Annotated in this window: 17 protein-coding genes; 2 read left to right on the forward strand and 15 right to left on the reverse strand. The window is 66.1% G+C overall.

Annotated features, from left to right (window positions below; genetic code table 11):
• Positions 1-172 precede the first annotated feature (172 nt).
• Positions 173-1,372, forward strand: coding sequence for an AGE family epimerase/isomerase (locus QTI51_RS32600; protein ID WP_116913085.1), 1,200 nt, complete (start codon positions 173-175; stop codon positions 1,370-1,372).
• A 58-nt stretch (positions 1,373-1,430) separates the two neighbouring features.
• On the opposite strand, the gene QTI51_RS32605 is transcribed toward QTI51_RS32600, so the two are convergent.
• Genes QTI51_RS32605 through QTI51_RS32620 form a run of 4 tightly spaced genes read right to left on the reverse strand, consistent with a single transcriptional unit; the run spans position 1,431 to position 6,457 of the window.
• Positions 1,431-2,993: a DHA2 family efflux MFS transporter permease subunit gene (locus QTI51_RS32605; protein WP_116913084.1), complete on the reverse strand. Its 1,563-nt coding sequence runs from the start codon at positions 2,991-2,993 to the stop codon at positions 1,431-1,433.
• 56 nt (positions 2,994-3,049) lie between these two features.
• Complete coding sequence (locus tag QTI51_RS32610) at positions 3,050-4,393, reverse strand: HlyD family secretion protein (RefSeq protein WP_286517415.1); 1,344 nt, start codon at positions 4,391-4,393, stop codon at positions 3,050-3,052.
• Between the two features lie 38 nt (positions 4,394-4,431).
• Positions 4,432-5,925: an efflux transporter outer membrane subunit gene (locus QTI51_RS32615; RefSeq protein ID WP_116913082.1), complete on the reverse strand. Its 1,494-nt coding sequence runs from the start codon at positions 5,923-5,925 to the stop codon at positions 4,432-4,434.
• Positions 5,918-6,457: a MarR family winged helix-turn-helix transcriptional regulator gene (locus QTI51_RS32620; RefSeq protein ID WP_116913081.1), complete on the reverse strand. Its 540-nt coding sequence runs from the start codon at positions 6,455-6,457 to the stop codon at positions 5,918-5,920. The genes QTI51_RS32615 and QTI51_RS32620 overlap by 8 nt, the downstream gene beginning before the upstream one ends.
• Before the next feature lie 76 nt (positions 6,458-6,533).
• Here QTI51_RS32620 and QTI51_RS32625 point away from each other — a divergent pair, with 76 nt between their 5' ends.
• Positions 6,534-8,327, forward strand: coding sequence for an ABC transporter transmembrane domain-containing protein (locus QTI51_RS32625; RefSeq protein WP_116913080.1), 1,794 nt, complete (start codon positions 6,534-6,536; stop codon positions 8,325-8,327).
• Between the two features lie 46 nt (positions 8,328-8,373).
• Here QTI51_RS32625 and QTI51_RS32630 read toward each other — a convergent pair whose 3' ends face one another.
• Genes QTI51_RS32630 through nuoG form a run of 11 tightly spaced genes read right to left on the reverse strand, consistent with a single transcriptional unit; the run spans position 8,374 to position 19,664 of the window.
• Complete coding sequence (locus QTI51_RS32630; RefSeq protein ID WP_116913079.1) at positions 8,374-8,826, reverse strand: DUF1178 family protein; 453 nt, start codon at positions 8,824-8,826, stop codon at positions 8,374-8,376.
• A 7-nt stretch (positions 8,827-8,833) separates the two neighbouring features.
• Complete coding sequence (locus QTI51_RS32635; protein ID WP_116913078.1) at positions 8,834-9,451, reverse strand: NUDIX domain-containing protein; 618 nt, start codon at positions 9,449-9,451, stop codon at positions 8,834-8,836.
• A 4-nt stretch (positions 9,452-9,455) separates the two neighbouring features.
• A complete protein-coding gene (locus tag QTI51_RS32640) occupies positions 9,456-9,761 on the reverse strand; it encodes a DUF2818 family protein (protein ID WP_116913077.1) in 306 nt (101 codons plus the stop codon).
• A 24-nt stretch (positions 9,762-9,785) separates the two neighbouring features.
• A complete protein-coding gene (gene nuoN / locus QTI51_RS32645) occupies positions 9,786-11,273 on the reverse strand; it encodes an NADH-quinone oxidoreductase subunit NuoN (RefSeq protein ID WP_116913076.1) in 1,488 nt (495 codons plus the stop codon).
• A gap of 24 nt (positions 11,274-11,297) precedes the next feature.
• Entirely contained in the window at positions 11,298-12,776 is a 1,479-nt protein-coding gene (locus QTI51_RS32650) for an NADH-quinone oxidoreductase subunit M (RefSeq protein ID WP_116913075.1), read from the reverse strand.
• Positions 12,777-12,801: 25 nt separating this feature from the next.
• Positions 12,802-14,856 carry an NADH-quinone oxidoreductase subunit L gene (gene nuoL, locus QTI51_RS32655; RefSeq protein WP_116913074.1) on the reverse strand — a complete coding sequence of 685 codons (2,055 nt, stop codon included), beginning with the start codon at positions 14,854-14,856 and terminating at the stop codon, positions 12,802-12,804.
• Between the two features lie 7 nt (positions 14,857-14,863).
• Positions 14,864-15,172: an NADH-quinone oxidoreductase subunit NuoK gene (gene nuoK / locus QTI51_RS32660; protein WP_019653383.1), complete on the reverse strand. Its 309-nt coding sequence runs from the start codon at positions 15,170-15,172 to the stop codon at positions 14,864-14,866.
• Positions 15,169-15,828, reverse strand: a complete 660-nt coding sequence (locus QTI51_RS32665) for an NADH-quinone oxidoreductase subunit J (RefSeq protein ID WP_116913073.1) — start codon at positions 15,826-15,828, stop codon at positions 15,169-15,171. Before QTI51_RS32665 ends, nuoK begins: the two co-directional genes overlap by 4 nt.
• 37 nt (positions 15,829-15,865) lie before the next feature.
• On the reverse strand, positions 15,866-16,411 hold the full coding sequence (gene nuoI, locus QTI51_RS32670) for an NADH-quinone oxidoreductase subunit NuoI (RefSeq protein WP_116913072.1): 546 nt from the start codon (positions 16,409-16,411) through the stop codon (positions 15,866-15,868).
• Between the two features lie 17 nt (positions 16,412-16,428).
• The gene (gene nuoH, locus QTI51_RS32675; protein ID WP_116913071.1) at positions 16,429-17,505 is read right to left on the reverse strand and encodes an NADH-quinone oxidoreductase subunit NuoH; all 1,077 of its coding nucleotides are present in this window, start codon (positions 17,503-17,505) and stop codon (positions 16,429-16,431) included.
• Positions 17,502-19,664, reverse strand: a complete 2,163-nt coding sequence (gene nuoG, locus QTI51_RS32680; RefSeq protein ID WP_116913070.1) for an NADH-quinone oxidoreductase subunit NuoG — start codon at positions 19,662-19,664, stop codon at positions 17,502-17,504. The genes nuoH and nuoG overlap by 4 nt, the downstream gene beginning before the upstream one ends.
• Between the last annotated feature and the right edge of the window lie 11 nt (positions 19,665-19,675).

Below are 19,675 nucleotides of genomic sequence, written 5' to 3' on the forward strand. Positions count from 1 at the left end.
CATACAGCCGAGCGCCGAACACGCGAAGGTGAGGAATTCAGCACTCCATTTGCTTCGCTTCACGCCCAAGGCTGGCGTTCGACATGGCGTCTTGTTCGGGGAAACCACAAGGCCCATTCGCCCATACCCCTGCCTACACTGGTTCGGCAACCCGCATGCCGCTTCATTCCAGATGCCGAACTTTCGCTCCCCCGATTTCCTGGTCGACCACATCCTGCACACGCTCGCGTTCTACGAGCCGCGCAGCCTCGACGCCACGGGCGGCTTCTTTCATTTCTACAAGGACGACGGCACGGTGTACGACCGCCGCACGCGCCACCTGGTGAGCAGCACGCGCTTCGTCTTCAACAACGCGATGGCCTACCGCCGCTTCGGCAACCCGCAGCATCTCGCGGCGGTACGGCACGGGCTGGCCTTTCTTCAGGCGGGCCACGCAAAGCCCGAGGGCGGCCACGCGTGGCAGGTCGACTGGCACCAGCAAGGCGCCACCGTGCAAGACGGCACCAACCACTGCTACGGACTGGCCTTCGTGCTGCTCGCGCATGCGCACGCGCTGATGGCGGGCGTCGAGGAGGCACGCGCCGGCCTCTCGCACACATGGGAGCTGATGGAGCAGCACTTCTGGGAGCCGCGGCACCAGCTCTATGCCGACGAAGCCACGGTCGACTGGCGCGTAGGCGCCTACCGCGGGCAGAACGCCAACATGCACGCCTGCGAGGCGATGCTGGCCGCCTTCGAGGCGACGAAGGACACGCGCTACCTCGACCGCGCGCTCACGCTCGCCGAAGCGGTCACCGGCAAGCAGGCGGCGCTGGCCAACGGGCTGGTCTGGGAGCACTATCGCGAAGACTGGTCGCCCGACTGGGACTACAACCGCGGCGACAAGACCAACATCTTCCGGCCCTGGGGTTTCCAGACCGGCCACCTGACCGAGTGGGCCAAGCTGCTGCTGCAGCTGGAGCGGCAGCTCACCGCGGCGGGCCGCAGCGCCGACTGGGCCGTGCCGCGCGCGCGCCACTTCTTCGACACCGCCATGTTCCGCGGCTGGGACGCCGACAACGGCGGGCTGGTCTACGGCTTCGCCCCCGACGGCACGGTGTGCGACGGCGACAAGTACTTCTGGGTTCAGGCCGAGAGCCTCGCGGCCGCCGCGCTGCTGGCGGTGCGCACCGGCGACGCCGGCTACTGGGACTGGTACGACAGCATCTGGGCGTACAGCTGGGAGCACTTTGTCGATCACCGGCACGGCGCCTGGTATCGCATCCTCACGCCGCAGAACACGAAGATCAGCGACGAGAAGAGCCCGGCCGGCAAGACCGACTACCACACCATGGGCGCCTGCTACGACGTGCTGCGCGCCCTGCAGATGTGAAAACCCCCGGGTCTTCCTGAAGAAGCCCGGGGGTCGAGTGCGTTCTACAGCGTGACGCTCAGTGCGCGCCGGCCGCGGCGTCGCCACCGGCACCGCCCTTTTGCGGCTTGGCCAGCCACACCAGCGGAATCAGCAGCAGGAACAGGATGGCCGACGCATAGAAGATGTCGTTGGTGGCCAGCATGTAGGCCTGCTGGTCGACGATGCGGTTCATCTGCCCCAGCACCTGGTCGGTGCTGAAGCCGCTGCTGGTAAGGCCCGACATGGCGCTCGTGGCGGCGTTGTTGCCCTGGTTGATGGTCTCGGCCAGCTGCGAGTGGTGCAGCGTGGCGCGGTTGTCCCACAGCGTGGTGGTCAGCGACGTGCCCATGGCGCCGGCCGTGATCCGCAGGAAGTTCGACAAGCCCGAGGCGGCCGGAATGCGGTCGGGCGTGAGGCCCGACAGCGTGATGGTCACCAGCGGAATGAAGAAGAACGCCATCGCAATGCCCTGGATCACCGTCGGAATGATGATGGTGACGAAGTCGGCCTGCGTGTTGAAGTTCGAGCGCATCCACAGCACCAGCGCGAACACCAGGAACGAGAAGGTCGCGTAGCGGCGCGGGTCGATCTTGCTCACCGTGAGCCCGACGATCGGCGAGAAGAAGATCGCCAGCAGCCCCACGGGCGCCATGATCATCCCCGCCTGCGTGGCGGTGTAGCCCATCCACTGCTGCAGCCACAGCGGCAGCAGCACCACGTTGCCGAAGAACAGGCCGTAGGCCACCGCCGTCGCCACCGCGCCCGACCAGAAGTTGCGGCGCTTGAACAGCGACAGGTCGACCACCGGGTGCTTGTCGGTCAGCTCCCAGACCAGGAAGAACGCGAAACCCACCACCGCGACCACGGCCATGGTGACGACCTCGGCCGAGTGGAACCAGTCGAGCTCCTTGCCCTTGTCGAGCATCAGCTGCATCGAGCCCACCCACAGCACCAGCAGCGCGAGGCCGATGGCGTCGATGGGCACCTTGTGCGTGGTGCTCTCGCGCTTGCGGTACAGCGCCCACGTGATGGACGCGGCCACGATGCCCACGGGGATGTTGATGTAGAAGATCCACGGCCACGAGATGTTGTCGGTGATCCAGCCGCCCAGGAGCGGCCCCATCACCGGCGCGACCAGCGTGGTCATCGACCACATGGCCATCGCCAGCCCTGCCTTGGCGCGCGGGTAGCTCGACAGCAGCAAGGTTTGCGACAGCGGAATCATCGGCCCCGCGACGAAGCCCTGCAGCGCGCGGAACAGGATGAGCGTGGTCATGTTCGGCGCCAGGCCGCACAGCAGCGAGGCGATCATGAACAGGATCACGCTGGCCATGAACAGGCGCACCTGGCCGAAGCGCTGGGTCATGAACCCCGTGAGCGGCACCGCGATGGCGTTGGCCACCGCGAAGCTGGTGATGACCCAGGTGCCTTGCGTGGTGCTCACGCCAAGGTCGCCCGAGATGGCGGGCAACGACACGTTCGCGATCGACGAGTCGAGCACGTTCATGAAGGTTGCCGCAGACAGCGCTACCGTGCCCCAGATGCGGGCGGAGCCCTCGAGTGGCGGGTGCGCGATGTAGGCAGGAGCAGCGGTGGCCATTGCGGTCGCGCGAACTGTTCAGCTGACTGTGACGGGTGTGCGGGGCGCGCGGGCGATCAGCCCGGCTGGCCCTGCACGGCCACGGATGCCGCAGCGGGCGCGGCGCTGGGCGCGGCCGAGCCCTTGGACGGCACGGCGGCCGTGGCCGGCGCGCTGCGGCCGAGGTTGGCCGCGACGATGCGGTCCACTTCGGCGTCGGCGCCGCGGTCGAGCTGGCTGTACACCGCCGTCTGCGTGAGCGCGGTGGCGCGCGGCGCGTCGGCGAGCATCTTGCCGCTCTTGGACGAGATGTCGATCTCGGCGTCCATCGACAGGCCGATGCGCAGCGGGTTGGCCTTGAGCTGCTCGGGGTCGAGCGCAATGCGCACGGGCACGCGCTGCACCACCTTGATCCAGTTGCCGGTGGCGTTCTGCGCGGGCAGCAGCGCAAAGGCGCTGCCGGTGCCCACGCCCAAACCGGCGACCCGGCCGGTGTACTCGACCTTCTTGCCGTACACGTCGGCCGTGAGCTTCACGGGCTGGTCGATGCGGATGTTGCGCAGCTGCACTTCCTTGAAGTTGGCGTCGACCCAGAGCTGGTTGAGCGGCACGATCGACATCATGGGCGTGCCGGCGGCCACGCGCTGGCCGAGCTGCACGGTGCGCTTGGCGACGTAGCCGTCCACCGGCGCGGGCATGGCGACGCGCTGCGTGGCCAGGTAGGCCTCGCGCACCTTCGAGGCGGCGGACAGCACGCTGGGGTGCTGCGCCACGCTGGTGCCTTCGGTGAGCGACTGGTTGCTCACCAGGGCCTCCTTGGCGGCCACCACGCCGGCCTGGGCCGCGGCGAGCTGGCTCTTGGCGGTGTCGAGCTGGGTTTCGGCGTGGTTGAGTTCTTCCTTCGACACGGCGCCGTTGCCCGACAGCGCGCGACGGCGTTGCAGGTCGTCCTGCGCCTTGGCGATGTCGCTCTGCGCCTTGACGATGTCCGACTGGCGCAGGGTGACCTGCGCGGCCAGCGAGCCGTTGTTGGCGTACAGCGTGCGCACCTGGCGCACGGCCTGCGCGAGCGCGGCCTCGGCCTGCTCCAGCGCCACCTTGGCGTCGGCCGGGTCGAGCTGCACCAGCGGCTGGCCAGCCTTGACGAAGTCGGTGTCGTCGGCGCCGATGGACATCACGGTGCCGCCGATCTGCGGGGTGATCTGGATGACGTTGCCCGACACGTAGGCGTTGTCGGTGTCCTCGTAGTGGCTGGCGACCAGCCATTCGTACAGGCCCCAGCCGCCGCCGGCGACGATGACCACCGCGGCGAGCGCGGTGAGGGCGCGACGGCGCTTGCCGTTGCTGGCGGGCGCCTCGGGCGCCGTCGGGTTCGCGGAGGCTGCGGCAGCAGCGGGCGTCGGAGTGTTGTTATCGCTCATGGTGAAGTTCTTTCCGAAGACGAAGGAGTCGGGTCTGTTCAGTTGGTCAGTGCGGCCGTGGCGGTGGCCGGGGGCTGCCAGCCGCCGCCCAGTGCGCGCGCCAGCGCCACCTGCGTGTCGAGCGCGCGCGCGGCGAGGTCGACCGCCAGGCGGCGTTGCGCCAGCACGGCGGTTTCGGCCGTCAGCACGTTCAGGTAGTTGCCCAGGCCCGCGCGGTAGCGCTGCACGGCGATGTCGTAGGCACCTTCGGCCGCGGTCTGCGCGGCGCGCTGCTCGGCCTGCTGGCGCGTGATGGACTGGGCGCTGGCCACCTGGTCGGCCGCGTCGCGCACGGCGTCGATCACGGCGGCGTTGTAGCTTTCGATGGCCACGTCGAGGTCGGCCGACTTGCCGCGCAGGTTGGCGCGCAGCTTGCCGCCCTCGAAGATCGGCAGGCTGATGGCCGGGCCCACGCCCCACTGCTCGCTGCCCGACTTGAGCAGCTTGCCGAAGCCCAGGCTCTGGAAGCCGGCGAAAGCCGTGAGGTTCACGTTGGGATAGAAGAGCGTCTTGGCGTTCTTCACGTCGCTGGTGGCGGCCTCGACGCGCCAGCGCGCGGCGGCGATGTCGGCGCGGCGGCCCAGCAGGTCGGCCGGAATGTTGGACTGCAGCGCCATCGTCTTCACGCTGTCGAGCACCGGCGGCTTCAGCGAAACCGACACGTTGGGCTGGCCCACGAGGGCGTCGAGCGCGTGCTGCTGCAGCGCGATCTGCTCGTTGAGCGCTTCGATCTGCTGGCGCGCCTCGGGCAGGCCGCCTTCGCTCTGGCGCAGTTCGAGGCGGGTGTCCAGGCCGGCGGAGACGCGGTCGCGCACCAGCTTCAGGGTTTCGTCGCGCTGGGCCAGCGTGCGCTTGGCCACGGTGAGCTGGTCGTTCAGGCGCGCCCACTGGAAGTAGCTGCGCGCGACGTTGCTGGCCAGCAGCACACGGGAGGCGTCGGCATCGGCTGCGGCGGCGTTCACCGCGCCGATGGCGGTGTCGAGCGCGCTGCGGTTCTTGCCGAAGAAGTCGAGCTCCCAGCTGGCGCTGAGCTGCAGCAGGCCGATGTTCTGCGTGGAGCCGCCCAGCGGTGCCGGGTAGATGTAGTTGCTGTTGAACTTCTGGCGGTTCAGGTCGAGATCGCCCTTCACCTGCGGCTTGAGGGCCGCACCGGCGATGTCCGCAGAAGCCTGCGCGCGCGCGAGGCGGGCTTGCGCGATCTGCAGGTTCGGGTTGCCGGCCACGGCCTGGTCGATCAGCGAATTGAGCTGCGTGTCGCCGAAGGCGAGCCACCACTGGCTGTCGAGCGTGGCGGCCGGCGCGGCGGCGCTGTCGGGCGCGATGCCCAGCGAGGACGCGTCGCGCAGCTTGGCCTGCGAGCCGATGCCGGACATGTCGGCGCAACCGGCGAGCGCGATCACCAGCAGCGCGGCGGCTGCGACGGTAGTGCGGCGCTGCGCGACAGCTTCGACAGGAGTGCGACGCTGCGCGCGCACGGCGAGGGAATCAGTCATTTTTATCTCCACGGACCGCGAGGGCCTGTGCGTTGTCGAGGATGCGGCGCAGATAGCCTTTCAGCTGCTCCCACTCCTCATTGGAAAAACCTGCAAGGTGTTCGTTCTGCACGCGGCTGAGCACGTAGGGCACTTCCTTGGCGGCGGCACGGCCTTCGTCGGTGAGCTCGATGTTGACCACGCGCCGGTCTTCGAGCGAGCGCACGCGCCGGCACAGGCCCTTGGCCTCCAGGCGGTCGAGCAGGCGCGTCATGGCGCCGGTGTCGAGCTCGCAGGCACGGGCCAGTTCGGCCACCGTGGTGGCGGCGCCCACATGCAATTTATAGAGGGGCACCCACTGCGGATAGGTCGGGCTGCCAGGCTCGCAGATGCGGCTCTCGATCGACTGGCCCACGGCCGTCACGATGCGGCGCATGAGGTAGCCGATGCTCTCTTCGGTCTGGTAGGTTTCCGGCCGGTAGAAGGCGGCAGGCGCGCGACGCTCGGCGTCGGCTTGCGCCGACGTGGCTTGGGTTGAATTGGCATCGCTCATGGCCGAAATATTAGTTGCCGCGGCAGTTATTGTCAAGGCTTCCTTTGTAGAGGCAAGGGATCGTTAGAATCGCCGGATGGCTTCTACCCCCCCGTCTTCCCAGGTATCGCAGGCCAAGGGCTCGCCCCGCTCTCTGTCGGGCCTGAGCCCTTTTCTTCGCCCCTACCGAGTCCAGATCGTCCTGGCGGCTGTCTTTCTGGTGATGGCGGCGGTCACGACGCTGGCTTTTCCTATCGCCTTGCGCAGCCTGATTGACGGCGGCTTGATCAACCCCGACAAGGGCGCCCAGACCATGGCGCTGCGCGAGCACTTCGGCGCGCTGTTCGCGGTGGCGGTGGCGCTGGGGCTTTTCTCGGCGGCGCGCTTCTATACGGTGAGCTGGCTCGGCGAACGCGTGACGGCGGACATCCGCAATGCGGTCTACGGCCACGTGCTCAAGCAAAGCCCGGCATTCTTCGAAACCACGCAAACCGGCGAAGTGCTCTCGCGCCTCACGGCCGACACCACGCTGGTGCAGACGGTCGTCGGCTCTTCCCTGAGCATGGGCCTGCGCAACGCGGTGATGGGCGTGGGCGCGCTGGCGGTGCTGGTGTGGACCAACCCCTATGTGATGGTGCAGGTGCTGGGCATCCTCGTGCTGGTGGTGTTGCCCAGCATGTGGTTCGGCCGTCGCGTGCGCAAGCTGTCGCGCGCCAGCCAGGATCGCGTGGCCGACTCCAGCGCCATCGCGGCCGAGGTGCTGAACGCCATTCCCGTGGTGCAGAGCTATACCGCCGAAGACCGCGAGGCCGCGCGCTTCAACGGCTCGACCGAAAACGCCTTCCGCACCGCCGTGCGCCGCACCAAGGCGCGCTCGGTGCTGGTGGCGTTCATCATCATCGCGACCTCGGCCGCGCTGCTCTGGGGCCTGTACCAGGGCACGCAAGCAGTGCTGCGCGGCGACATCACAGCAGGCCATCTAGGCCAGACCGTGGTCTACGTGGCCATCCTGGCCAGCGCGACGGCCGTGCTCGGCGAGGTCTACGGCGACCTGCTGCGCGCCGCCGGGGCTACCGAGCGGCTGATGGAACTGCTGCACGCGCCCGCGGCCATCGTGTCGCCCACGCGGCCGGCGGTGTCGCCCGTGCCCGTGGCCGGCAGCGCCATCCGCTTCGATGCGGTGACCTTCCACTACCCATCACGGCCGGGCACGCCCGCGCTGCGCGACTTCAGCCTTGACGTCGCGCCCGGCGAAACCGTGGCGCTCGTGGGCTCCAGTGGCGCGGGCAAGAGCACGGTGTTCCAGCTGCTGCTGCGCTACTACGACCCGCAATCGGGCAGCCTGCTGCTCGACGGCACGCCGCTGGCGTCGCTCGCCCTGCCCGACCTGCGCACGCGCATCGGCCTGGTGCCGCAAGACGCGGTGATCTTCTCGGCCAGCGCGTTCGAGAACATCCGCTACGGCCGCCCGGAAGCCACCACCGAAGAAGTGCACGCCGCCGCGCGCGCCGCCTTCGCGCACGACTTCCTGCAGGCATTGCCCGAGGGCTACGACACCTTCCTGGGCGAGCGCGGCGTGCGGCTGTCGGGCGGACAACGCCAGCGCATCGCCATTGCACGCGCCATCCTGAAGAACCCGCCGCTACTGCTGCTCGACGAAGCCACGAGCGCGCTGGACGCGGAGAGCGAGCGCATGGTGCAGGCCGCATTGGAGTCGGCGATGGAGAACCGCACCACCGTCGTCATCGCGCACCGGCTCGCGACCGTGCAGAAGGCCGATCGCATCGTGGTGCTGGACCACGGCGGCATCGTCGAACAAGGCACCCACGCGACGCTGGTCGCGCAAGGCGGGGTCTACGCGCGGCTGGCCGCGCTGCAGTTCACGGCCTGAACTGCGTCTTGCTGTTCCGGCGCCGAATTGCGCGCCGCAGCGATGACTACTGCAGCGTCTCCTTGAGCGCCGCCGGCATCGGCAGCGCCATCACCGCGATGCCTTCGTCGAGCAGCGCCTCGGCCTGCTCGGGCGTGGCCTGGCCGCGAATGCCGCGCTCCTCGGTCTCGCCGTAATGCATCTTGCGGGCTTCGTCGGCAAAGCGTTCGCCGACGTCTTCGGTCTTCGACAGCACCTCGCGCACCGCACGCATCCAGCGCGCCTCGGGCGAAAGCTCGGCCGGAACGTTCGAGGAAGCGATGGGTGTGGCCGCTTGTTGCGGTGGCTTCGCGTTGCCGAGATTCAGCCGCGGTGCGCTCAGCAGCTTGACGATGGCGGTGTCGCCACACACCGGGCACTCGACCTGGCCGTTGGCCAGTTGCGTCTCGAAGGCTTCGCTGGACGCGAACCAGCCCTCGAAGCCATGGCCATGCGTGCAGCGGAGATCGAGAACCTTCATGCGCGGATTATCCCGCGCGGCCTTCTGCAGGCACCGGCTGCCAGTCCAGAGCCCATGCGCCGGAAAGGACGTTCTGCAACCACAGCGTGCAGGTCAGCGTCTTGGCGTCGGTCACGCTGCCGTCGCGGCACCAGCCGGCCAGCTCGTCGGGCGTGGCCGTGAACACGTCGAGAAACTCGCCGTGATCGAGCTTGCGCTCGCCCAGCGAGAGGCCGCGCGCAAAGTAGATGTGGATGATCTCGGTCGAATACGCCACCGCCAGGTGCATCGCACCCGCATGCGCCCATTCGCGCGCGGTGTAGCCCGTTTCCTCGAGCAGCTCGCGCCGGCCGCACACGAACGGGTCTTCGCCCGCGTCGATCTTGCCCGCCGGAAACTCGACCATCACGTGGCCGATCGGGTAGCGGAACTGGCGCTCGAGCACCACGCGCCCGTCGTCCAGCAGCGGAATCACCACCACCGCGCCCGGGTGCACCACGTACTCGCGGGTGGCGGTGTGGCCGTCGGGCAGGCGGATGGTGTCGCGCTTGGCGTGCAGGAAGTTGCCCTTGACGAGCTCCTCGCTGCTGACGAGCTCCTCGCGCAGGTGCGAGTCGGTGGCCGATGCGGGCGTGGGTGATGTCATGTCGTCAGTGCCTGTGCTTCATCAGGTAGCGCCAGGTGAACCCCGGAAAGGCCAGCACGATGAAGAGCGCGCCGGTCACCGCATAGAACTCCCAGCCCTGCGGGGCGATCTGCCCTGCCCTGCGCTCGAACAGCAGCCCGACAGCGCCAGCCAGAAAGTACAAGACCACCAGTTCGGCGAGGCGCACCGCGAGCGACTTGGGTTTCGTCGACAGCGGCACGACCCCGAACAGGCGGTCGTTGAAGAAAGGCAGGTTGGCGGCCACCAGGGCCACCAGCAGGACCACCCAGACCGACGCGGTTTGCGACACCGTGAGTGAGCGAGCGTGGCGCCGTCAGTGGGCCAGCGTCGCCACGATGGCGTCGTAGCACAGCGTCATCAGGCCGCCGGGCACGATGCCCAGGATCAGGATCAGCGCGCCGTTGATCGTCAGCACCGCACGCACATCGCGCGGGGCCGACACGGTGGTGGCCGTGACAGGTGCGTCGAAGTACATCACCTTGACCACGCGCAGGTAGTAGAAGGCGCCGATCAGCGACATGATCACCGCGAACACGGCCAGGCCGATGTAGATGGCCTGGCCCGAGGCGATCAGTGCCTGCAGCACGGCCAGCTTCGCGTAGAAGCCCACCAGCGGCGGCAGGCCGGCCAGCGAGAACATGGCGATGGCCATCACGCCGGCGTACAGCGGGCTGCGCTGGTTCAGGCCGGCCAGGTCGGTGATCTCTTCGCTTTCGAAGCCTTCGCGCGCCAGCAGCAGGATGATGCCGAAGCTCGCCAGCGTCGTCAGCACGTAGGTCACGATGTAGAACATCGAGGCGCTGTAGGCGTACTGGGCGTTGTAGGTGCCCTGCTGGTCCGAACCGGCGACCAGGCCGAGGAGCATGAAGCCCATCTGCGAGATGGTCGAGTACGCCAGCATCCGCTTGAGGTTGCTCTGCGCAATGGCGGCCAGGTTGCCCACCAGCAGCGAGGCGATCGCCAGCACGGCCAGCATCTGCTGCCAGTCGATGGCCAGCGGCTGCAGCGCGTCGACCAGCAGGCGGATGATGATCGCGAAGGCGGCCAGCTCGGGCGCGGCGCCGATCAGCAGCGTGATCGCCGTCGGAGCGCCCTGGTACACGTCGGGCACCCACATGTGGAACGGCGCAGCGCCCACCTTGAATGCCAGGCCGGCGACGATGAACACCAGGCCGAACACCAGCACCTGGTGGTTCACCTTGCCGCTGGCAATGGCCTTGAACACCTCGTTCACGTCCAGCGAACCGGTCGCGCCGTACATCATCGACAGGCCGTACAGCAGGAAGCCGCTGGCCATGGCGCCGAGCACGAAGTACTTCATGGCGGCCTCGCTGGCCACCGCGTTGTCACGGCGCAGCGCCACCAGCGCGTAGCTCGAGAGCGTGAGCAGTTCCAGGCCCAGGTAGATCAACAGGAAGTTGCTGCCCGAGATCATCACGAACATGCCCAGCAGCGCGAACATGCTCATGGTGAACATTTCGCCGCCGCGCAGCATGTCGCGGTCGGCCGCGTAGGGACGACCGTAGACCAGCGTGACCATCAGGGCGATGGTGGCGAAGCACTTGAGCCAGTTGCCCATCGGGTCGCTGACGACCATGCCGCCGAAGCCGTAGGAGGTCTTGCCATTGAGGGCCGCGAGGCCCGACAGCACGCCCACCACGGCGAGCGTGAGCAGCGTCAGCACATAGGTGCGGGTGCGGCGGTGGCTCGTGGTCGACAGGTCGACCAGCGCAATGATGCAGGTCATGACCAGCAACACGATTTCAGGGTAGATCGTGACCCAGCTGATTTTGTCAATCATCTCGTTCTCTTCTTCAGCGTGGAATCAGGAAGGCAACTTCGAAATCGCCACATGGCGCAGGAGCCCGCTCACCGAGGCGTCCATGGCATCGGTGAAAGGCTTCGGATACAGGCCCATCCACAGCACCGCGATGGCGAGCAGCGACAGCATCAGGAACTCGCGGGCGTTGATGTCCTTCAGTTCCTTGACATGGTCGTTGCCGACCGGGCCAAGATACACGCGCTTGTACATCCACAGCGTGTAGGCCGCACCGAAGATCAGTGCGGTGGCGGCGCCCAGGCCGACCCAGAAGTTGGCCTTGACGGCACCCAGGATCACCATCCACTCGCCCACGAAACCGGCGGTGCCCGGCAGGCCGCAATTGGCCATGGCGAACAGCAGCGCGAACGCTGCGAACTTGGGCATGGTGTTGACCACGCCGCCGTAGTCGGCGATCTGGCGCGAGTGCACGCGGTCGTACAGCACGCCGATGCCCAGGAACATCGCGCCCGAGACGAAGCCGTGGGCAATCATCTGCACGATGCCGCCGGACACGCCGAGCTCGTTGAAGATGAAGAAGCCCAGCGTCACGAAACCCATGTGAGCCACCGACGAGTACGCCACCAGCTTCTTCATGTCCTGCTGCACCAGCGCCACCAGGCCCACGTAGATCACGGCGATCAGCGACAGCGCGATCATGAGCCAGGCCCACTCGTGCGAAGCGTCGGGTGCGATGGGCATCGAGAAGCGCAGGAAACCGTAGGCACCCAGCTTCAGCATGATCGCGGCCAGCACGGCCGAGCCGCCGGTGGGCGCCTCGACGTGCACGTCGGGCAGCCAGGTGTGCACCGGCCACATCGGGACCTTCACCGCGAAGGCCGCGAAGAAGGCGAAGAACAGGAAGGTCTGCGCGGTCGACCCCAGCGGCAGCTTGTGCCAGGCCAGGATGTCGAAGCTGCCGCCCGACTTGTTGTACAGGAAGATCAGCGCCACCAGCATCAGCAGCGAGCCGAGCAAGGTGTACAGGAAGAACTTGAACGCCGCGTAGATCTTGTTCGGGCCGCCCCAGATACCGATGATCAGGTACATCGGGATCAGCGTGGCTTCGAAGAACACGTAGAACAGGATGCCGTCGAGGGCGGAAAACACGCCGATCATGAAACCCGACAGGATCAGGAACGCGCCCATGTACTGGTTCACGCGCTCGGTGATCACTTCCCAGGCCGAGATCACGACGATGACCGTGATGAACGACGTCAGCAGCACCAGCCAGAGCGACATGCCGTCGATCCCGAGGTGGTAGTTGACGTTGAAGCGCGCGATCCAGCTCGTCTTCTCGACGAACTGCATGGCGTCGGTTCCGTTCTGGAAGCGCGTAAACAGCGGCACCGTGACCAGGAAGCTCACGATGGCACCGACCAGCGCGACCCAGCGGACGCCCCTGGCGTGCTCGTCACGGCCGAACGCCAGCAGCGCGGTACCGAATGCGATCGGCACCCAGATGGCAAGGCTCAACAAACCCATTTTTCTTTTTCTCCAGCGTTCAGGCTCAGCGTTTGAACCAGACGAAGTACGTCATCAGGATGAAGATGCCGAGCAGCATCGCGAAGGCGTAGTGATAGATGTAGCCCGACTGCATCCAGCGCACCACACCCGAAATACGGCCGACCAGCTTCCACGAACCATTGACCACGGCGCCGTCGATGATGGCCTGGTCGCCGCCCTTCCAGAGGCCGGTGCCGAGCGCACGCGTGCCGCGGGCGATGATGTTTTCGTTGATCCAGTCGAGGTAGTACTTGTTTTCCAGCAGGCGGTAGATCGGGCCGCAGGCACGCTTGATCGCGGCCGGCACGGCCGGGTTGATCATGTACATGTACCAGGACAGGACCACGCCGGCCAGCGCCAGCCAGAACGGTGCCGTCGTCAGGCCGTGGATGGCCATAGCCACCGGACCGTGGAAGCCCTCTTCCAGCTCCTTCATGGCGTGGTGCTTGGCACCGTCCACGAAGATCGCGTTCTTGAAGAACTCGCCGAACAGCATCGGCTCGATCGTCATGAAGCCGATCACCACCGAGGGAATTGCCAGCAGCACCAGCGGCAGCCAGACCACCCAGGGCGACTCGTGCGGCTTGTGGGCGTCATGGCCGTGGCCGTGGTCGCCGTGACCATGTGCGTCGTGCGCGTCGTGACCATGGTCGTCATGGTGCGCATCGGGGTTCTGGTCGTAGCGTTCCTTGCCGTGGAAGACCAGGAAGTACATGCGGAACGAATAGAACGCCGTGATGAACACGCCGGCCAGCACCGCGTAGTACGCGAAGTTCGCGCCCCACAGGTGGCTTTCGTGCACCGCTTCGATGATGCTGTCCTTCGAGTAGAAGCCTGCGAAGAACGGCGTGCCGATCAGCGCGAGCGAACCCAGCAGCGACGTGATCCAGGTGATGGGCATGTACTTGCGCACGCCGCCCATCCAGCGGATGTCCTGGTTGTGGTGCATGCCGATGATGACCGAGCCGGCACCGAGGAACAGCAGCGCCTTGAAGAACGCGTGCGTCATCAGGTGGAACACTGCCACCGAGTAGGCAGAGGCACCGAGCGCCACCGTCATGTAGCCGAGCTGCGAGAGCGTCGAGTACGCGACCACGCGCTTGATGTCGTTCTGGATGATGCCCAGGAAGCCCATGAACAGCGCGGTGATGGCACCGATCACGAGGATGAAGCTCAGGGCCGTGTCGCTCAGCTCGAACAGCGGCGACATGCGCGCCACCATGAAGATGCCGGCGGTCACCATCGTTGCCGCGTGAATCAGCGCGGAGATGGGGGTCGGGCCTTCCATCGAGTCGGGCAGCCACACGTGCAGCGGGAACTGCGCGCTCTTGCCCATCGCGCCGATGAACAGGCAGATGCAGATCACGGTGATCAGCATCCACTCCGTGCCCGGGAAGGTGATGCCGGCCAGCGTGCCCGCCTTGGCGAAGGCTTCGGTGTAGTTCAGCGTGCCTGCGTAGGCGGCGATCAGGCCGATGCCCAGGATGAAGCCGAAGTCGCCCACGCGGTTGACCAGGAAGGCCTTCATGTTCGCGAAGATCGCGGTCGGCTTGTTGAACCAGAAACCGATCAGCAGGTACGACACCAGGCCCACCGCTTCCCAGCCGAAGAACAGCTGGAGCATGTTGTTGCTCATGACGAGCATCAGCATCGAGAAGGTGAACAGCGAGATGTACGCGAAGAAGCGGTTGTAGCCGTCGTCTTCTTCCATGTAGCCGATGGTGTAGATGTGGACCATCAGCGACACGAAGGTCACGACGCACATCATCATGGCGGTGAGGCCGTCGACCATGAAGCCGACTTCCATCTTCAGGCCGCCGACAACCATCCACTCGTAGAGGGTGGCATTGAAGCGGGCACCGTCGGCTACCACGCTCTTGAGCGTCATGGCCGAGATGATGAAGGCGACCAGCACGCCCAGGATGGTCAGCGAATGCGTGACCTTGCGGCCGATGTGATTGCCGCCGAACTTGGTGCCGAACAGGCCGGCGACAGCGGCGCCGACCAGGGGTGCCAGCGGCACGGCCAGCAAGGTGGATGCGGAAAGGGTTGCGCTCATGTTGCTTTCAACCCTTGAGCGAGTTGAGTTCGTCCACGTTGATGTTCGACTTGTTGCGGAACAGCAGAACCAGCAGCGCCAGCCCGATGGCCGACTCGGCCGCGGCCACCGTCAGGATGAAGAACACGAAGATCTGTCCGTGCATGTCGCCCAGGAAGTGGGAGAACGCCACGAAGTTCATGTTGACCGCCAGCAGCATCAGCTCGATGGCCATCAGCAGCACGATCAGGTTCTTGCGGTTCAGGAAGATGCCGATCACGGACAGCGCGAAGAGCATCGCGCCGAGCGAAAGAAAGTGTCCTAGCGTGAGCGTCATGCCTTGTTTTCCTTTGCAGCATCCGCAGCTGCAGCTTCAGCCACAGGTTCGGCCGCACGCGTCGCCTGCATCTGCACGATGCGCACGCGGTCGCGCGCCTTCACGCGCACCTGGTCGGCCGGGTTGACGTACTTGCTGTCCTTGCGGGTGCGCAGCGTCAACGCGATGGCGGCCACGATGGCCACGAGCAGGATGACCGCGGCAATTTCCAGCGGGTAGAGGTATTCGGTGTACAGCAACTTGCCCAGTTCGAGCGTGTTGGATGCGTTGGCCGCCATCGGGCCCGAGGCGGCGCGAGGTGCTTCGCCCAGGCGGAAGCCGCCCATGAGCACGGCCGCCATTTCGAGTGCGATGAGCGCGCCCACCCCTGCCGCCAGCGGGAAGTGCTTCCAGAAGCCCTCTCGCAAGCCGTCGACGTTGATGTCCAGCATCATCACGACGAACAGGAACAGCACCATCACGGCACCGACATACACGAGCACGAGCGAGATCGCTAGGAACTCGGCGCGCAGCAGCAACCAGATGGCCGAGGCCTGGAAGAAGGCCAGCACCAGGTACAACGCGGCGTACACGGGGTTGCGGGCGGTAATGACGCGGAAGGCTGCAAACAGCAGCACCGCGGCAAACAGATAGAACAGACCGGTCTTGACGTCCATGGAATTCGAATGGGTACGGGGTTCGGGCTGGTCGGGATCAGCGGTACTTGGCGTCGGCCGCCTTGTTCGCTGCAATTTCGTTTTCGTAGCGATCGCCCACCGCCAGGAGCATGTCCTTGGTGAAGTACAGGTCGCCACGCTTCTCGCCGTGGTACTCGAAGATGTGCGTCTCGACGATCGAGTCGACCGGGCAGCTTTCTTCGCAGAAGCCGCAGAAGATGCACTTGGTCAGGTCGATGTCGTAGCGCGTCGTGCGGCGCGAGCCGTCGTCGCGCACATCCGATTCGATGGTGATGGCCAGGGCCGGGCAAACGGCTTCGCAGAGCTTGCAGGCAATGCAGCGCTCTTCGCCGTTTTCATAACGGCGCAGTGCATGCAGGCCGCGAAAACGCGGCGACAGCGGCGTCTTCTCTTCGGGGAACTGCACCGTGATCTTGCGGGCGAAGGCGTACTTGCCGGTCACGGCCAGGCCCTTGAACAGCTCGAACAGCATGAAGCTGCTCAGGAAGTCCTTGAGCGAGAAAGGCGCGGAGGCGAGTTTGGAAGGGCGCGCGGACGCGCCGGCGGTATGCGCAGCAGACATGGTATTGGCGCTTCCTGTTATTTCCAGATGTTGAACGGCGTCTGCATCCAGCCACCGACCACGACCAGCCACACGAGGGTGACGGGAATGAAGATCTTCCAGCCCAGACGCATGATCTGGTCATAGCGGAAGCGCGGGAATGTCGAGCGGACCCACAGGAACATGGTGACCACGCAGAAGGTCTTGGCACCCAGCCAGATCCAGCCCGGAATGAAGCTCAGGAAGTCGAACGGCGGCAGCCATCCACCCAGGAACAGCACCACGGTGAGGATCGACACGAGCCACATGTTGGCGTACTCGGCCAGGAAGAACATCGCGAAGCTCATGCCCGAGTACTCGATCATGTGGCCGGCCACGATTTCGGACTCGCCTTCCACCACGTCGAACGGGTGGCGGTTGGTTTCGGCGAGGCCCGAGATGAAGTAGACGACGAAGATCGGCAGCAGCGGCAGCCAGTTCCACGACAGGAAGCCCACGCCCAGGTTGGCGAACATGCCCTTGCCCTGAACGTTCACGATCTCGCTCATGTTCAGGCTGCCGGTGACCATCAGCACCACGACGAAGCAGAAGCCCATCGCGATTTCGTAGCTCACCATCTGCGCCGAGGCGCGCAGCGCGCCCAGGAACGCGTACTTCGAGTTCGACGCCCAGCCGGCGATGATCACGCCGTACACCTCGAGCGAGGTGATGGCCATCACGAACAGCAGGCCGGCGTTGATGTTGGCCAGCGCCACATCGGGACCGAAGGGAATCACGGCCCATGCGGCCAGCGCCGGCATGATGGTCATGATGGGGCCGAGCAGGAACAGGCCCTTGTTGGCGACCGTCGGAAGAATGATTTCCTTGGTCATCAGCTTGAGCGCGTCGGCCATGGGCTGCAGCAGGCCCATGGGACCGATGCGGTTCGGGCCGATGCGGATCTGCGTGAAGCCGATGGCCTTGCGTTCCCACAGCGTGAGGTACGCCACGGCCAGCATCAGCGGGATCACGACCACGATGATCTTAATCAGCGTCCAGATCACGGGCCAGACCACTGCCGTCCACCAGCCTGCGGCAACCAGGCCCTGGCCGAAGCCATGAATAGCGTCGATCATGCCAATGCCTCCTCGGCACGGGCCGGTGCGGTCGATGCGTTGCGCGCATCGGCAGTCAGTTGCAGCGACGGTGCGCGGCGCACGATCGAGTCGAGCTGGTAGATGCTTGCGACCACGGGTGCAGCAGCCTCGCCGTTCGACGCGACAGCGCCGGCGGACGTGACATTGCTCAGCGCATTTGCCGGCAGCGCGCCCTTGTCTCCGATGGTGGCGAGCACTTCGGCGGTCGATTCGAACGCGAAGCCCGGCAGGCCCAGCAGGTTGGCCAGCACGCGCAGCACCTTCCACGCCGGACGCGTTTCGCCTTGCGGCTTCACGACGGCATGGAAACCTTGCAGGCGGCCTTCGGCATTGACAAAGGTGCCGGGGGTTTCGGTGAACGGAGCAATCGGGAGCAGCACATCGCTGAACGCGAGGTTGGCCTTGAAGGGGCTGAGCGTGACCACCATTTGCGCATTGCCGATGACATCGGCAGCGGCAACGCCAGCGGCCGAGTCGAACACCGGCTCGGTGTTCAGCAGCAGCACCGCCTTCAGGCCGGAGCCCGCGGCGAGCATGCGGCCGGCATCGAGGCCGCCGTTCTTCGGGAACGCACCGACGAGCTGCGCGCCCACGGTGTTGGCGGCTTCGGTCAGGTAGCCGACGGTGGCGCCGGTCTGCGTGCCGATCCAGTTCGCCAGGGCCAGCAGGCTGGCGGCCTGGGCGTGGTGGGCGGCGGCGTTGCCGAGCAGCACGGCCTTGCGTTCGCCGCTCAGCAGCGACGCGGCGATGGCCTTGGCGGCATCGTCCGGCGTGTTCTTCGGTGCCAGCGGCGCGGCTGCGCCGTTGGTTTCGCCGATGGCGGCCGCCACGGCGGCCAGCGCCTCGACCCATTGGTCGGCTTCGACGATGGTCGATTGCGCCACGTCGATGGCCCACGCGTCGCGGTCGGCCATCAGGCCGGCCGAGGTGATCACCGACAGCTTGGCGCCCTTGCGCACGGCCTGGCGGATGCGCTGTGCGAACAGCGGATGGTCCTTGCGCAGGTTGGAGCCGACGACCAGCGCGCGCTGCACTTGCGTGAGCGAAGCGATGGAAGTGCCGAGCCAGCGCACGCCTTCGAAGGCCGTGAATTCGGCGTTGCGCAGACGGTAGTCGATGTTGTCGCTGCCGAGTTCACGCGTGAGCATGGCGGCGAGCTGCAGCTCTTCGAGCGTGCTGTGCGGGCTGACCAGCGTGCCGATGCTTTGCGCGCCGTGGTCGGTCTTGATCTGGCGCAGGCCGTTGGCGACGTACTCGAGCGCCGTCTGCCAGTCGACCTGTTGCCATTGGCCGCCCTGCTTCAGCATGGGCTGCGTCAGGCGTTCCGGGCCGTTGAGCGCTTCGTACGAGAAGCGGTCGCGGTCGGCGATCCAGCATTCGTTGACGTCTTCGTTCTCCAGCGGCACCACGCGCATCACGCGGTTGTTCTTGACCTGGACGATCAGGTTGGCGCCGGTGGAATCGTGCGGGCTCACCGACTTGCGGCGCGACAGTTCCCACGTGCGGGCGCTGTAGCGAAACGGCTTGCTCGTGAGCGCGCCGACCGGGCAGATGTCGATCATGTTGCCCGAGAGTTCGGAGTCGACCGAGTCGCCCACGAAGGTCTCGATTTCGGAGTGCTCGCCGCGCTGGGTCATGCCGAGCTCCATCACGCCGGCCACTTCCTGGCCGAAGCGGACGCAGCGCGTGCAGTGAATGCAGCGGCTCATCTCTTCCATGCTGATCAGCGGGCCCACGTCCTTGTGGAACACGACGCGCTTTTCTTCTTCGTAGCGCGAAGAAGAACCGCCGTAGCCCACCGCCAAGTCTTGCAGCTGGCATTCGCCGCCCTGGTCGCAGATGGGGCAATCCAGCGGGTGGTTGATCAGGAGGAACTCCATGACCGACTGCTGCGCCTTGATGGCCTTCTCGCTCTTGGTGCGAACGATCATGCCTTGCGTGACGGGCGTGGCGCAGGCCGGCATCGGCTTGGGCGCCTTTTCCACGTCGACGAGGCACATGCGGCAGTTGGCCGCGATGCTCAGTTTCTTGTGATAGCAGAAGTGCGGAATGTACGTGCCCGCCTTGTCGGCCGCATGCATGATCATGCTGCCTTCGGTCACGTCGACCTTCTTGCCGTCGAGTTCGATTTCAACCATATGTGTGTTTC

Source organism: Variovorax sp. J22G73, from assembly GCF_030317035.1.
Taxonomy (GTDB): domain Bacteria; phylum Pseudomonadota; class Gammaproteobacteria; order Burkholderiales; family Burkholderiaceae_C; genus Variovorax.